This is a genomic window from Bacillus halotolerans, from assembly GCF_001517105.1.
Classification (GTDB): domain Bacteria; phylum Bacillota; class Bacilli; order Bacillales; family Bacillaceae; genus Bacillus; species Bacillus halotolerans.
In genome coordinates this window covers 147,334-161,948 of record NZ_LPVF01000008.1, presented here as the reverse complement: position 1 = coordinate 161,948, position 14,615 = coordinate 147,334, and the positions used below count along the sequence as shown (strand labels likewise).

Annotated in this window: 14 protein-coding genes; 8 read left to right on the top strand and 6 right to left on the bottom strand. The window is 49.0% G+C overall.

Annotation, left to right across the window (positions count from 1 at the left end):
* Window positions 1-213: 213 nt before the first annotated feature.
* The 6 genes from AU387_RS03355 to AU387_RS21540 all read left to right on the top strand — a co-directional run bounded on the left by AU387_RS03355 (window position 214) and on the right by AU387_RS21540 (window position 5,985).
* Complete coding sequence (locus AU387_RS03355; protein WP_059334814.1) at window positions 214-1,215, top strand: XdhC family protein; 1,002 nt, start codon at window positions 214-216, stop codon at window positions 1,213-1,215.
* Entirely contained in the window at window positions 1,212-1,877 is a 666-nt protein-coding gene (gene pucB / locus AU387_RS03350; RefSeq protein ID WP_059292611.1) for a xanthine dehydrogenase accessory protein PucB, read from the top strand. The genes AU387_RS03355 and pucB overlap by 4 nt, the downstream gene beginning before the upstream one ends.
* Entirely contained in the window at window positions 1,816-2,649 is an 834-nt protein-coding gene (gene pucC, locus AU387_RS03345) for a xanthine dehydrogenase subunit C (RefSeq protein WP_059292612.1), read from the top strand. The genes pucB and pucC overlap by 62 nt, the downstream gene beginning before the upstream one ends.
* The gene (gene pucD / locus AU387_RS03340; protein WP_059334813.1) at window positions 2,650-4,887 is read left to right on the top strand and encodes a xanthine dehydrogenase subunit D; all 2,238 of its coding nucleotides are present in this window, start codon (window positions 2,650-2,652) and stop codon (window positions 4,885-4,887) included.
* Window positions 4,878-5,429 carry a xanthine dehydrogenase subunit E gene (gene pucE / locus AU387_RS03335; RefSeq protein WP_059292614.1) on the top strand — a complete coding sequence of 184 codons (552 nt, stop codon included), beginning with the start codon at window positions 4,878-4,880 and terminating at the stop codon, window positions 5,427-5,429. Before pucD ends, pucE begins: the two co-directional genes overlap by 10 nt.
* A 400-nt stretch (window positions 5,430-5,829) precedes the next feature.
* Window positions 5,830-5,985 (top strand): hypothetical protein, encoded by a 156-nt coding sequence (locus AU387_RS21540; protein ID WP_157722678.1) that lies wholly within the window; start codon window positions 5,830-5,832, stop codon window positions 5,983-5,985.
* 43 nt (window positions 5,986-6,028) lie between these two features.
* Here the strand turns inward: AU387_RS21540 and AU387_RS20975 are convergent, their stop codons facing one another.
* The 6 genes from AU387_RS20975 to AU387_RS03310 all read right to left on the bottom strand — a co-directional run bounded on the left by AU387_RS20975 (window position 6,029) and on the right by AU387_RS03310 (window position 12,618).
* Window positions 6,029-6,106 carry a YjcZ family sporulation protein gene (locus AU387_RS20975; protein WP_082687850.1) on the bottom strand — a complete coding sequence of 26 codons (78 nt, stop codon included), beginning with the start codon at window positions 6,104-6,106 and terminating at the stop codon, window positions 6,029-6,031.
* A gap of 282 nt (window positions 6,107-6,388) precedes the next feature.
* Window positions 6,389-6,736 (bottom strand): hydroxyisourate hydrolase, encoded by a 348-nt coding sequence (gene uraH / locus AU387_RS03330; RefSeq protein WP_059292615.1) that lies wholly within the window; start codon window positions 6,734-6,736, stop codon window positions 6,389-6,391.
* Entirely contained in the window at window positions 6,736-8,220 is a 1,485-nt protein-coding gene (pucL, locus tag AU387_RS03325; RefSeq protein WP_059334811.1) for a factor-independent urate hydroxylase, read from the bottom strand. The genes uraH and pucL overlap by 1 nt, the downstream gene beginning before the upstream one ends.
* Window positions 8,221-8,233: 13 nt before the next feature.
* Window positions 8,234-9,526 (bottom strand): nucleobase:cation symporter-2 family protein, encoded by a 1,293-nt coding sequence (locus AU387_RS03320; RefSeq protein WP_059334809.1) that lies wholly within the window; start codon window positions 9,524-9,526, stop codon window positions 8,234-8,236.
* Between the two features lie 6 nt (window positions 9,527-9,532).
* Entirely contained in the window at window positions 9,533-10,828 is a 1,296-nt protein-coding gene (locus AU387_RS03315) for a nucleobase:cation symporter-2 family protein (RefSeq protein ID WP_237730386.1), read from the bottom strand.
* 200 nt (window positions 10,829-11,028) lie between these two features.
* Window positions 11,029-12,618, bottom strand: a complete 1,590-nt coding sequence (locus tag AU387_RS03310) for a PucR family transcriptional regulator (protein ID WP_059334807.1) — start codon at window positions 12,616-12,618, stop codon at window positions 11,029-11,031.
* Between the two features lie 180 nt (window positions 12,619-12,798).
* On the opposite strand from AU387_RS03310, the gene AU387_RS03305 reads away from it, so the two are divergent.
* Window positions 12,799-14,142, top strand: a complete 1,344-nt coding sequence (locus AU387_RS03305) for an allantoinase (RefSeq protein WP_059334805.1) — start codon at window positions 12,799-12,801, stop codon at window positions 14,140-14,142.
* A gap of 97 nt (window positions 14,143-14,239) precedes the next feature.
* Window positions 14,240-14,587 (top strand): YunG family protein, encoded by a 348-nt coding sequence (locus tag AU387_RS03300; RefSeq protein ID WP_059334803.1) that lies wholly within the window; start codon window positions 14,240-14,242, stop codon window positions 14,585-14,587.
* Window positions 14,588-14,615 lie beyond the last annotated feature (28 nt).

Here is a 14,615-nt window from a genome sequence, read left to right as displayed (position 1 = left end):
AAAAGCTTGCGGAATTCCGCAGGCTTTTTTCATTTTCGCTCATTCTCCAATCTGATTTTCTCCGTTTGACTCTTTTTACAAATCCGTTTTCTCTGTGTTGCATTTTCTGACGGAGCATGAGTCATTTTTTCTTTTTTCATCTATTCTTTATACAAGGCACCTATAAAGTGACGTTTTATTTCTTACAGCAATTTTTGAAAGGGGGATGCGGCATTGGAGTATTTTTACACGATTTTAGATGCGCTTCTGGAAGATCAGGACGAGGCTGTGCTGGCGACCATTGTACAAGTCGAAGGCTCTGCATATCGAAAAGCGGGCGCCACCATGCTCTTTAAGAAAAACGGAGAAAGAATCGGCTTGCTGAGCGGCGGGTGTCTGGAAGAGGGTATATCCGAAAGAATCGCTGAACTCGGCGATCAGCTGACGACAGCGCTTATATCCTATGACATGCGGGCTGAAGACGATCTTTCGTGGGGCATGGGAGTCGGCTGCAATGGCGTTATTCATATCTATGCGGAACGAATCTCTCAGGAAAAAAAGCGGCACTATGAAAGAGTAAGAGACTGCCTTCATTCAGGAAAAGCCGTAACAGCCGTTACACAGATTGAATCCCCGCAGTCAGGGCGTTATCTGTTTTTGTCAGAGAACGGATATTTTGGGCACTGGCCGGATGTGCCGCTTCAAGATATTCAACGCACCGCTTCAACGCTTCATGTACCGCATTTTGATTCATCATCAAACATTTTTATCCAGCGTATTGAGCCGAAGCCGCGTCTCATTCTGTTTGGGGCGGGCCCAGATATGATACCGCTCGTCAATTTGGCGGCTGAGACCGGATTTTCTGTCATTGTGACAGATTGGCGGCCTGCATATTGCACAGCCGCTCTTTTTCCAAAAGCAGATCAGCTGATCACTGCCTTTCCGGAGCAGATGCTCAGTGAATTTGGATTTTCCCCTCAGGATTCCGCTGTTGTGGCGACTCACCATTTTCAGCACGATCAAGTCATCGTTGAATCCTTATTTTCTCGAGACCTTCATTATATCGGGCTTTTGGGTTCCGAAAACCGCACGAAACGGCTGCTGAATGGAAAACAGCCGCCCGCGCATTTTTACAGTCCGGTCGGGTTGAAAATCGGCGCGGAAGGCCCAGAGGAAATTGCCGTCAGCATCGTTGCGGAAATCCTTCAAACACGAAAACGGCTGGCGGTTATATGAGCATTATCGGTGTATTTTTGGCGGCCGGAAAAAGCGAGAGAATGGGCACAAACAAGCTGGCATTGCCGCTAAAAGGAGAAACGATCGGATCGGCTTCATTAAAAACAGCTCTATTATCCCGTCTTGACCATGTGCTGATTGTCGAGAGGACAGAACATGCTTCACTTGAGTGGATCGGGGCGCAATATCAAGCACCGCCTTTTCTGGATCGCTGGAGTTTGCATGTCTGTAAAGAGGCGGAAAAGGGCCAAGGGCATTCTGTCAGCAGCGGGGTGAGAAAAGCTGAAAGCATGGGGGCAGACGGGGTCGTCATTCTGTTGGGTGACCAGCCGCAGCTTTCTGTCGATCATGTAAATGCCCTGATATCAAGGGCTCATGAAATGTTTGCGGTGTCAGCGTCTTTGCGTACGCTCAGTCCGCCTATTTATTTCTCATCCGCCTGTTTTCCATATGTAAAGGAGTTAAAGGGAGATGAGGGTGCCCGCAGGCTGCTGAAAAACGGACAGCTTGGCACTGGAGCGGTGCTGGCAGTGAAAGCGTGCGAGGAACTGGAAGATATTGATACGCCGGAGGAATATGACACTGTCAGGAGGCGAATACATGAACGGACAAGTGACACAGGCGCGAATGAACATTCAATTATGGAGGCCGGCAGCGCTTGATGAGGCATTTTCTCTTTTGAAGCAGCTTGCGCCAGATGTGTGTGCAGCATCGGGCAGCACGCTGCTCCAGCTCCAATGGGACAAAGGAATTCTTCCGAAAGCGCATCTCATCAGCCTTGAAGGCATTGATGAGATGAAAGGCATTACCGCTGACGGCACCCATGTGTCGATCGGGGCGCTCACCACGCTGAATGAATGCAGAAAAAACAGCCTCATCAAGCGGGATCTGGCTTGCTTATGTGATGCAGTTTCTGCTGTTGCAGCGCCGGGAATCCGAAGCCGGGCCACAATTGGCGGCAACATAGCGAGTAAAATAGGGGATTTGATTCCGCTTCTGCTTGTGCTTGATGCGGAGCTTATCGTTTATCAGAAGGAGCTTGTCAGGCTGCCGCTTGCTGAATGGATCTCCAGTGAAGCGTATTCACATGGAATCGTGACGCGTGTGATCATCCCGCGTCCAGAGGGAGATCGTGTGTTTTTCCGCAAGCTGGGAAGGCGGCAGGCATTTACCGGAGCGGTTGCTGTGGCGGCAGGACGTTTACTGAAAGACAGTGACATTCGCCTCGCAGCGGGCCATGCCGATATCAGGCCAAAAAGATTAATAGAAAGCGAGGCGAAATGGATGGAGCCTGAATGGGAGGCGCACGAACTGTACGAAACACTTATCAAGGAGCTGCCGTTTTCAGCTGATGCTTTCGTGTCAGCGGCATACAGAAAAAAAGCGGCTGCCAACGTCACCATGTCTGAGCTGATGTTTGAGGGAGGGGAATAAATGAGCATATGCAAACCGCCAAGAATAAGGCCGGATGGAAGGGAAAAGGTCACAGGTGAATTGAAGTATATGACTGATCTCACTTTTCAGGGGATGCTGTACGGCAAAATTCTGAGAAGCGCTTTCCCTCATGCGGAAATCGTGTCGATTTGCACCAAAAAGGCTGAAGAAATGGAAGGTGTGCGGGCGGTCGTCACCCATAAGGACGTTCGGGGTTTCAACCGTTTTGGGATTGTCATTCCTGACCAGCCGGTTCTATGCGAGGATAGAGTGCGTTATGTCGGAGATGCAGTGGCAGCCGTCGCCGCAGAAACAGAAGACATTGCCGAAGCCGCGCTGGAGCTGATTCACGTGGTGTACAGGGAGCTGGAGGTCATTGATTCTCCAGAAAAAGCGCTCCGACCAGATGCGTATATGCTGCACCCGGACGGTAACATCCTTCATCGTGCGTTTTTCTCGCACGGCGATGTGGAAGCGGGATTCCAATCGTGTCACACCATCCTTGAAGAAACCTACGAACTGCCGCGGCAGATGCATACGTATATGGAAACGGAAGGGGGGGTAGCTGTTCCGGAACGTGACGGGGGTTTTACAATGTACGCTGGCACTCAGCACGGCTACAAGGACCGTTTTCAGCTTGCCCGCATTTTTGGTATTCCTGAAGAGAAAATTCGGGTTGTGTCGAGTCCGATGGGCGGCTCATTTGGCGGAAAGGATGAGCTGAATATTCAGCCGTATGCCGCGCTTTTGGCCCGTAAAAGCGGGCGTCCGGTCAAAATACATCAGACGAGGCAGGAATCTGTACGCTCAGGAATCAAGCGCCACCCGATGAAAATCACGATCAAAACAGGGGCTGATCAAACAGGGAAGCTTCTGGCTCATGATGTGAAAATCATTGCCGATACAGGCGCTTACGCCACGCTGGGACCGGCAGTCCTGGATTTTTCTGCCGAGCATGCCTCGGGTCCGTACCGCATTCCGAATATCCGCACTGAAGGGATCTCTGTGTTTACGAACAACGGGGTGGCGGGAGAATTCCGGGGCTTTGGCGGCAACCAAATCACCTTCGCGCTGGAAACCCATCTTGATCGAATCAGCAGCATGCTCGGCATCGATCCGCTGGAGCTGCGAAGAAGAAATATCAGAAAACCGCATGACCCTGGGCCGCTTGAGCATCGGATTGCGCCCACTGACGGAGCGGCGCAGGTGTTGAACGTCATTTCTGCATCTCCTATTCTCAAAAGAGAACATCAGACGTCTCGTTATAAACGAAGAGGTGTTGGCGCCGCGATTACCATGCACGGGGGCGGGCTTGGCTATGGACGGATGGATGCCGCAGGAGGGCGCCTTTCCCTTTCAAGTGACGGCAAAATCACGGTTTCGTTTGGGTTTGAAGAGTGCGGGCAGGGCATCCTCGCCGCGATTGAACATATTGTGACCGAAGAGCTGGGCTGCGCGGCGGAGGATATTTCCATTATCATTGGGGATACCGCAAAAGTGCCAAAGTCAGGCTCCTCCACAGCATCCCGCGGCACGAGCATGGTGTGGCACGCGATCCAGCGTTTGAAGAAACCGTTTCTATATCAGCTGAAAAAACGTGCCGCACAATTGGTCTCATGTTTGCCTGAACAACTCATTCTCAGCGCTGGGGGGCTGCGGATGCATAATACAAAGGATCTGGTGGTGACCTATAAGGAATTGGCAGAAAAAGGCCCTTTGACTGAGGAAACAGCATTCGATTTTCCGACAACGCCTGATCCTGTGGTCGGCGGCCATTTTCTCTACTCATTTGGAGCGGCTGCAGTTGAGGTGGAGGTTGATCTATTAACAGGCGATGTCAAAGTGATAGATTGTGAGCACGCCATTGCGGCAGGCCCGGTTGTCAGTCCGCAGGGCTATCGCGGACAAATCGAAGGCGGCGCTGCTATGGCGCTCGGCTATACGCTGATGGAGGAAGCAAAAATGACGGACGGCCGTTACACAGCGGAGAATTTGGATCAGTATGTAATTCCGGGAATCAAAGATGTTCCGGCAATGAAACTGACCGCGATAGAAGAGATGATGGATGGTGACTCATATGGCCCGCGCGGTGTCGGAGAAATAGGAACGATCGCCATTACCCCGGCGATTGTAAAGGCGGTACATGATGCAGTCGGCTGCTGGGTGAACAAGCTGCCGATTTCGCGTGAAGAGCTGCTTGATGCGATAGACAGAAAGGGGATAAAACAATGGACGTAAAAGAAGCAGGATCTTTCTCTGTAAAAAAGCATCGGTTCCGAATGACCGTGAATGGAATAGCGCGGGAGGTTGATGCGGTTCCTACAGCTCGCTTGAGTGACCTTCTGCGGACGGAATTCGAGCTGACCGGAACTAAAATTTCCTGCGGAATCGGCCGTTGCGGTGCATGTTCTGTCCTGCTCGACGGCAAGCTTGCTAATGCGTGTATGACCATGGCATACCAAGCAGACGGCCATTCGATCACAACCATTGAAGGGCTTCAAAAAGAAGAACTGGATATCTGCCAAACCGCTTTTCTGGAGGAAGGCGGCTTCCAATGCGGATATTGCACACCAGGGATGACGATTGCGCTCAGAGCTCTGTTTCAGGAAAACCCGCAACCTACTGACGAAGATATTGAAGAAGGGCTGGCGGGCAATTTATGCCGGTGTACCGGTTATGGAGGGATTATGCGGTCGGCTTGCAGGATTAGAAAAGAGTTAGCAAGTGGAAAAGGGAGTCATTGGACTTTTCCCGCAGCTACGACAAAGCACCGGATTTAAAAAGTTAAGCAAATCGATAAAGCTTTAGAGAATGGCCTGGATGAACTTCAATGACAGATCGTGAAGATGAAATACCTCTTCTCCCTTTACTTTTTGCCTAGTTGTGTTTCATACTATAAATGGGTAATGTTACAAATTAAGGAAAGAGGGAGAGATGATGAATAACTTAAATTGGTGGAAAATACTTTTACTAACCTTTCTTTGTTCCCTGATTTTTTCTGTCGTCTTTGTCACTGTTCAACGGATTGACTTAATACTCAATCCACCGGAAGTACCTGTTAAATCGATTGAAAAAATAAAATGATTCATTTTGGAGAAAAGGGAATGAAAATATTTTTTTGCCTGTGCGGAAGAAATCGCTCCGAAAGAAACTAACAAATCCGTTAACAAGCGTTTCTAAATGGCGGGATTAATTGAAGAGCGAGATCAAGACGCGGCCGCGTTGTGGGGAAACATCACGCTCTCATCTCATATTGTAATGGAGGACGAGGATTTGCAGCGAGTGTTATATTTCCCTGCTCAAAACCTTGTCGCTATAGCAAAACAAACGCCATAAAGAATTCTTATGGCGTCTGACGGATATGGGGTAAGGTGAGTTCTTAATAGCCACCGAAGAAAGAAGTGCCAACAATGATTAATAGGATGAATAGCACCACGATCAAAGGGAATGACTTCATAACTTCACCTCCCTTAAAAGAGGATAGTACATGATATGCTGATGGAGATAAATTGATAGTGATGCTAGTTTAATTGATTTTAAATATTTTTTAGTCTAAGTAGAAATAGAGAACGATAAATTAAATATTTAAAAACAAACTCAAACTCTCAAATACGAGGTCCGGGGGTGGCATAAATCGCAGGAACCTTCTCACAATAGGGAGGGTCTTTTATTTATGCAGTGATCCACTCAACCCCTAAACATGTGCGGAGCCCGCCTCACCAGCGGGCGGGCTCTTTTCTTAACTCCCTCTATATACTTGATAACCAAACGGTGACAGCAAAAGCGGGATATGATAATCAGCTTCCGGATCAGAAAGATGGAAACGAACTGTTACAATCGTTAAAAACGCCTCAGCCGTGTTCGCTTTCTTTCTCGCAAAGTAACCCCCTGCATGGAATTCCATCACATACTCCCCGGACTTCAGCTCTTCTCCCGCAAGGAGCGGAGCGTCGACTCGGCCGTCATCGTTGGTGAAGGCCTCTTTAACAAGGATGACCTCTTCGCCCAGCCGCTTCAATTCGATTTTTACGTTCGCCGCGGGTTTGCCGCAGGTTAAATCCAAGATATGTGTTGTCAGCTTCCCCATCAGGCATTCAGGCTCCCTAATGCTTCCCTGGCTTTCCGTTTTTCTTTCTCAGCGTCTTCTCTCGTCACGGTGAACCGCTGGAAACCGAATGGCGGGCGCGGTTCTGTGTAGACTTTTCCTTTTGTGCCCGCAATCTCTTCGACGACTGTATCCCATGTGTGATTTTGAGATTGGAAGCTGACATCCGCGAGCTGCGGGAATCTCGTTAATATTCTGCATCCGATATGATAGATTAAGTTTTGAATGGAAGGCGTTTTGAGCTCGTGAAATACAGTGCTCGCTAAGTCACGGACCTGTTCAGCCGCCACGTAACGGGCTGGATCGGCGGCGTATGCATCATCCGCATGTTCGTAACGCCAGCTGATGTTTAAATAGACAAAGAGCGGCCGATTGCCATCTTCAGGGAGAGTCGTATATTCGTCTCTGATAAAGCCGACAAAGGAGTTTCCGCTCACTTTGACAAGCTGGAGATTCGTGATTTCGCTGTATTGCTCCTTCAGCGTTATCGTATCCCCAGTTCGTTCTGCTTTCAGCACCGACCGAGCGCGTTCATTGCGCGATCTTCTGAAGACAAGCTGGCTTGTGCCGAGCTCTTGATCGTCGTATGCAGGCATCGCTTCAAACGGAATGTCTTCGCCTGTCAGCGTGATCGTGTCCATATGTGAATAGGTGTCAAAAAATCTGTGAGCCACATAATGCAAGAAGCCTTCGGAAGTTGTTCCCTCATAGGAAGCGAGGTGGCGCTGAATAAAGTTTTTCATCGAATCCGTAGCCACGATGAGTGTATTATCTCCGTCTGTAAATGACGGCAAAAAGGCATCTCCGCCAATTTCGCATGTCACATCAATGCCGACAACTGTATTGGTTCTGCCCGTAAAAGAAGACTCTGGGATTTTCTTTATGCCTGTGAGCGGTTTTAAAAACGTTCGGTATGCAAACACATTTCCTTTGCCGTAAGACATGGTTCTTTTCATTTGAATCTCTCCTTTTTCTGTAATGATGTCCTCTAAACGAAAGCGGGCGATGCGGTATATTTCTTCAAGAGCCTGCTGGAATTCTGTTTCTGGTTTGTTCTTCAGCCTTGTCAGCAGGGCTTGGCGGATCTCCTGTTTCGTTTTTTCCTTTACCGCTAAAATAAAAGGAAAACCGAAGTTGTGATAGTAGTCTTCATTTCGTTTGAGAAATTCCTCGTATTCCTGCTGTTCAAGCTTACTGAGACCTGCGTTTTGCTGCTCTTTTACGGAGGAAGCGCTCATTGTTTTCTTGGTGCCGAGCCGGGGGTGCTTGCAGATGAGCTCAAGCTGTGTCTTGCGATCCGCAGCTTTGACTAAGCGGGACATTTTTTGATGCAAATCAGAAAGGGAGGAAAACGGGCGGAGTGCCGCGGCCTCCTCCGCAATCCATGCAGAGTGCTCGAAAATAGATCCAAGTGTGTCAGTCAGTGTTTGTCTATCCATTTGATTCAGGTCGTCCATCGTGAACATGAGCCATCACCCTTTACGTATTGATTTCCGCGCCATGGGGCCGTTTGAATTGATAAAAAGCGTTCAATGCGATCGCGGTTAAGCTGCCAATGACAATGCCGCTTCCGGTCAACACGGAAGCTGCTCCCGGAAGAGATGAAAACAAAGCGGGCACCGTCGTGGCGCCAAGCCCTAAGCTGACAGAAGAAGCAATGATCAGGAGATTGCTTTGTGATTCAAAATCGACGCTGGAAAGCATTTTAATACCGTAAGAAATGACCATGCCGAACATGACAATCATCGCGCCGCCGAGCACTGCATTCGGGATCACGGTCGTCAATGCCGCGGCTTTTGGAATCAGACCGACTGCCATCAGCATAAATCCCGTGATGGCGATGACATTGACACTTTTCATTTTTGAAAGCTGAACGATGCCGACATTTTGCGAGAAGGCTGTATACGGAAACGCGTTAAATAAGCCGCCAAGCACAATCGCAAGCCCTTCCGCACGGTAGCCTTTCTCAAGATCTTTCTCTGTTAGTTTCCGGTTTGTCATATCGGAAAGAGCAAAGTAAACACCCGTTGATTCAACAAGGCTGACAATCGCAACCAATAGCATGGTGAGAATGGCAGGCAGCTCAAAGGTTGGCGTGCCGAAATAAAATATAGAAGGAACATGAACCCAGGACGCCTCCGCGACGTCAGAAAAATCGACTTTTCCCATAAAGAAAGCGGCTGCCGTTCCAGCTGCAAGGCCGAGCAAAATCGCAATGGAGCGGATAAATCCTTTAAAGAAATAAAACAGCACTAAAATAAAGGCTGTAACGGCAAAGCCAAGGAGCACGTTGCCTAGTGAGCCGAAGTCTTTGCTGCCTTCACCGCCGGCCAGGTTATTCATCGCCGTCGGAATCAGGCTGATGCCGATAATCATAACGACTGAGCCGGTTACGACCGGCGGGAAAAAACGGACAAGCTTCCCGAAGAAGCCCGCGGCTAAAACGACAATCAGCCCGGCTGCGATAATCGAACCGTAAATCGCTGAGACACCGTATGTGCTGCCAATAGAAATCATCGGGCCGACTGCAGTAAACGTACAGCCGAGCACAACAGGAAGGCCGATGCCGAAATAACGGTTTTTCCAGAGCTGTAACAGAGTCGCCGCCCCGCACATAAACAAATCAATGGCAATTAAATACGTCAGCTGGCCCGCATTCAGCCCGATCGCAGCTCCGACGATCAGAGGGACGAGAATGGCTCCCGCGTACATCGCCAGCATATGCTGAAGCCCAAGCATCAAAAGCTGAAAGGAATGATGCTGTTCCTTCATCTCTATTTACACCTCTTTTTCTAAAACAAGTGTGTTTTCTAATACCGGCAGTTCTTCCTTCTGAACGGTTTTTTCCTTGCTGGCGCGCAAACTGAAGAATAGGTTTAAAAAGATCGCAGTCAGGCTTCCTGTGATAATGCCGTCACTGACCAGAATGCGGATCGGAGCGGGAAACGCTGCGAAAATCGCCGGCACTGTGCTGGCGCCGATGCCAAGTGCGATTGAGCAGGCGATGGTCAGCAGATGATATTGGTTTTTCAGATCCACTGTGCTGAGCATTTTTACTCCGGAGGCGATAACCATGCCGAACATGACAACGGTTGCGCCGCCGAGAACAGCGGCGGGAACGGAGGAAGCAAGAGCGGCAACCTTAGGAATCAGCCCGAGGAAAAGAAGGATACAGCCCGCGGTGACGACGACGTTTCTCGTTTTCACCTTTGTCAGCTGCAATAATCCGGCGTTTTGTGCAAATGTATTATAGGGAAAGGCGTTGAACAGCCCGCCTATCATAATGGCGATCCCCTCCGCCCGGTAGCCTTTGATCAGGTCTTTTTCGGTTAGGGGCCGGCCGCATATCTTTCCGATGGCGTAAAAAACGCCGGTTGATTCAACGATAATGACAATTCCGACGATCAGCATTGTGATGATCGGACCGATTTCAAAAGATGGAGCGCCGAAGTAAAACGGCTTCGGGATTTGAAAGAATGGGGCTTCAGATACAGATGAAAAGCTGACCTTGCCCATGACGGCAGCCGCCACAGTACCCGCAGCAATCCCGATTAGAACGGAAAGCGTTCGGGCAAATCCTTTGAGAAAGCGGTTGAGGACTAAGATCAGGATAAGGACGCTGACAGAAAGAAGAAGGTTTTCGAGCGAACCGTACTCGGGATTGGCGCTGCCGTTTGCTTTTTCTCCGCCAGCCATATTTTTCACACCTGTCGGAACAAGAGAAAGACCAATCAAGGTGACAACAGTTCCTGTTACGACAGGAGGGAATAACACGGTCAGCTTGCCGAAGAAACGGGCACATAAGAAGATCAAGACACCGGCTGCAATGATTGAACCGTAAATCGCTGAAATGCCGTAATTTGCACCAATTGCAATCATCGGGGTGACGGCCACAAACGAGCTGCCGAGCATGACGGGAAGGCCGATGCCGATGTGCGTTCCTCGCCAGGTTTGCAAAAGCGTCGCGGCTCCGCATGTTAACAGGTCAATCGCCAATAGATAGGACAGCTGTTCCGACGTTACATTCAGCGCTCTGCCGACAAGCAGAGGCACCAAAATCGCACCTGCGTACATGGCCAGCACATGCTGCAGGCCAAGAGTGAACACTGCAAACGGTTTTTGTTTCACAACAGTCCCTCCTTTTACATGTGAACTTTAGTAACATGATAGCGTGCCGTTTGCGGGCTGTCATTGGATACAGTAGCTGAAAAATAGGAGCGTTATTGCTGAAAGTAACGAAAAGCCATTTCGTTTGTAACATCATGTGACAAATGCTAGCTGATCAGCCGCTGCATCCGCAAGGCAAGCCGCAACCGCATTGTCGTTTCGGGATCTTTTAAGCTTTTGCCCAGTAATTCTTCACATTTTTCGAGGCGGTAGATGACCGTATTGCGATGCACGTACAAACGTTTTGCCGTCTCGGAAATCTGGCAGTGTGTCTCTAGATAGACAGACAGTGTATGAAGCAGGCTTTGATCCTCCTGCTGCTTTTCAGCCAGGCTTTGAAGAGTGGAATTGTAAAATTTCTTCAAATCCTCAACCGGAAGCAGGCGGAGAAGCTCAGGTACATCTTTCGCGTGATACACTTGGATGAACTCCGTGCTTCTTGATAAATGCCCTGATTGGAGAGCGTCAGACGCTTCTGTGAAAGCGTCCGGAACATCGATCAGCTTTTGGCAAATGTTGCTGATGCCAAAGGACAATGTCCGTTTAAATTGGGTTTTGACCTGTGTCTGGAACTGCTCTAAAAAGCTGATCACAGAGGCGTGCATTTCACTCCAGCTGTCCTCGATCAGCAGAATGCCGACATTTCCTTTAATAAAGAGGTGAGGCGGAAACGGGAAGGCAGACAATTCGCCTTCAAGAAATTCAAATACGCTGTCAGAGGCCAGCTGATTTTCAGTAAAGCTGATCGATCTGTCATTCCGGTCGAGCTTTCCGGCGATGCACATATATTTTTGATCCCAGCGGAGCTTAAATTCTTTTGCGCGGTTTTTGATTTCGTCGTCAGAAGAGAACGACCGCTCGATAAAATTACTGAAAAACTCATTCCGCGCCCGCCGGCTGTATTGCTTCAGGGCGTTTTCCTTCAGCAGCTCAAAGGAAATCACGTTCGCAGCCTGTTCAATGGTGAGAATCAATCCTTTATCAGCGGCTTGGACCATTTCCGGTATCAGCAGGTAGCCGCAGCTTTTTTCATGATTATAGATAGGAAGGACAGAATATGTTTTCTGATTTGAGATCGAAGAAAAACAAGTGAAAAACGGCCCGGACACGGTGTGCAGCGTGCTTTTGAGCTTTTCGGTTTCAAATGAAATCTGATGAGATGCAGAAAGCATTTTGGCATGCTGGTCAAGGAGCAGCACGGGAAGATGAAGGAGGTCTGATACCTTTTTGAGCAGAGATTGCAATCCCTTGCCGCTCATAATGTGGTTTGTGAATTTTTTATGTGCGTAAATGGCTTGCTGAAGCTCGTTTGAACGCATATCAAGAATACGGCTCAGCGTGGCGTTGACAATGTCTCCGAGGCGTATATGCTCAGGGAGCTCGATGATCGGAAACGCGTGTGAATCGGCGAGGTCAATGATTTCTTTCGGGATATCCTCCAGGTACCGTTTTGTTTTAATGCCGAGACCGGCACAGCCGCGTTTGGCCATTTGCCGAATCAGCTCTGATAACTGGTGAGGATTGTCCTTCAGGTGATACGCGGTGGTGACGAGCAGCTCATCTTTATGCAGAAAATCCGCGATATCAGGAGCATCCATCATGTTGACATGCTGAACCTCTCTTTCTCCCCCTGCTTTGCCCGCAATTAAAACTGCATTTTCGTAAGCCGGTATTTTCATCACATCAAAAATATTCATAGCTCATTCTCCTTTTCTCACAAAAAGTAACCATTGGTTAAGATGAATAAATTTCATTATTAATTCTAGCTGTTTTGCTGATGTAATACGATCATAGTAACAGTAAAATGTTGAAAATAGACTGATTGTGTTACATAAACTGACATAAAAATTCATCATCCTTACAGGGGAGGGATCAGTATGGCTTACGATTTGGTGATAACAGGCGCAAAGGCAGTCACGCCGGATGGTGTTAAAGAAGCTGATATTGCAATGAAAAACGGGGCTATTGCCAAGATAGGTTCTGCAATTGAAGCAGAGGGGGCGCCAGTTGTGGAGGCTAGCGGGCAATATGTTTTTCCGGGTGCGATCGATTGCCATGTTCATTTCAACGAACCGGGCAGAGAGGATTGGGAAGGGTTTGAAACGGGCTCACAGATGATGGCTGCCGGCGGCTGCACCACTTATTTTGATATGCCGCTGAACTGCATTCCATCCACGGTGACGGCTGAAAACCTTCTCGCAAAAGCTGAAATCGGCAGGCAAAAATCGGCGGTGGATTTTGCGTTATGGGGCGGCCTTGTGCCCGGTCATATTGATGACATACATCCGATGGCTGAAGCGGGTGCGATAGGATTTAAAGCATTTTTATCAAAATCAGGCACAGAGGAGTTTCGCTCTGTTGATGAACGGACCTTGCTCAAAGGCATGAAAGAAATCGCGGCCGCAGGAAAAATCCTTGCTCTTCACGCAGAAAGCGATGCGATCACAAGCTTTTTGCAGATGGAATGGGCGAATAAAGGGAAAGTGAATGCGGATGCATATGCGGCCTCCCGCCCGGAGGAAGCTGAAGCTGAAGCGGTGTATCGCACGATTCAGTATGCGAAGGTGACAGGCTGTTCGGTGCATTTTGTCCACATCAGTACAGCAAAAGCGGTCCGGCTGATCAGAGAGGCGAAACGGGAAGGGCTTGATGTTTCGGTCGAAACATGCCCGCATTATGTTTTGTTCAGCCATGATGATTTACGGGAAAAGGGCTCTGTCGCAAAATGCGCCCCTCCGCTTAGATCGCAGCCATCAAAAGAGGCGTTAATTGATACGCTGATCGCGGGGGATATTGACATGGTGTCCTCGGATCACTCCCCCTGCCGTCCTTCTCTGAAGCGGGAGGATAATATGTTTTTGTCATGGGGCGGAATCAGCGGCGGGCAGTTTACTTTATTGGCCATGCTTGAATTGGCCCTTGAGCGGGACATTCCATTTGAAACCATTGCTGAATGGACAGCGGGGGCACCCGCGAAGCGATTCGGCCTTCAGCAAAAAGGGCGGCTTGAAGAGGGGCGGGACGCGGATCTCGTTCTCGTCAGCATGGAGCCGTACACAGTCACAACAGAAACGATGTTTACAAAACATAAGCAGAGCATTTATGAAGGACATACTTTCCCCTGCCGCATCTCGGCCACCTACAGCAGAGGACGGTGCGTGTACAGTGATGGGGAGAAAGCAGACAGCGGAATTGAGGGAGCATTGGTCGTTCCTTCGTAAGCCCGGCAGATTGAATTCTGCCGGTTTTTTTATGTCAGTGACTTTGGTTTTTAAAAATCCATCATCGTGGTATCTTTTTAAAAAGGGGGCTGCGGTGATGGAACACATCAAACACATACTAAACCAATCATGGTCGCTGCATACGAGTTCCAAATGGACGAAAGAATGCCCGGCATGCGGCCAATGCGGCGTGACGGCATTGGTGATACAGGAGCAATTCGGGGGCGACATTTTCAAAACAAAGGTCGGTGAGAGCTGGCATTTTTATAACAGCATAAATGGGGCGGTGTATGACTTTACGAGTGAACAGTTTCAGGAGCCTATTGAGTACCAAAATATCCCTTCCTCAAGAGAGGAGGCGTTTTTGGATACCAATGAGGAACAATATCAGCATCTGCGCTCAGCGTTTTTCCGCAATATGAACAGCATTTCCGAGGAAACCTGAAAACGCGTGTGATAAACTGGAAGAGAGG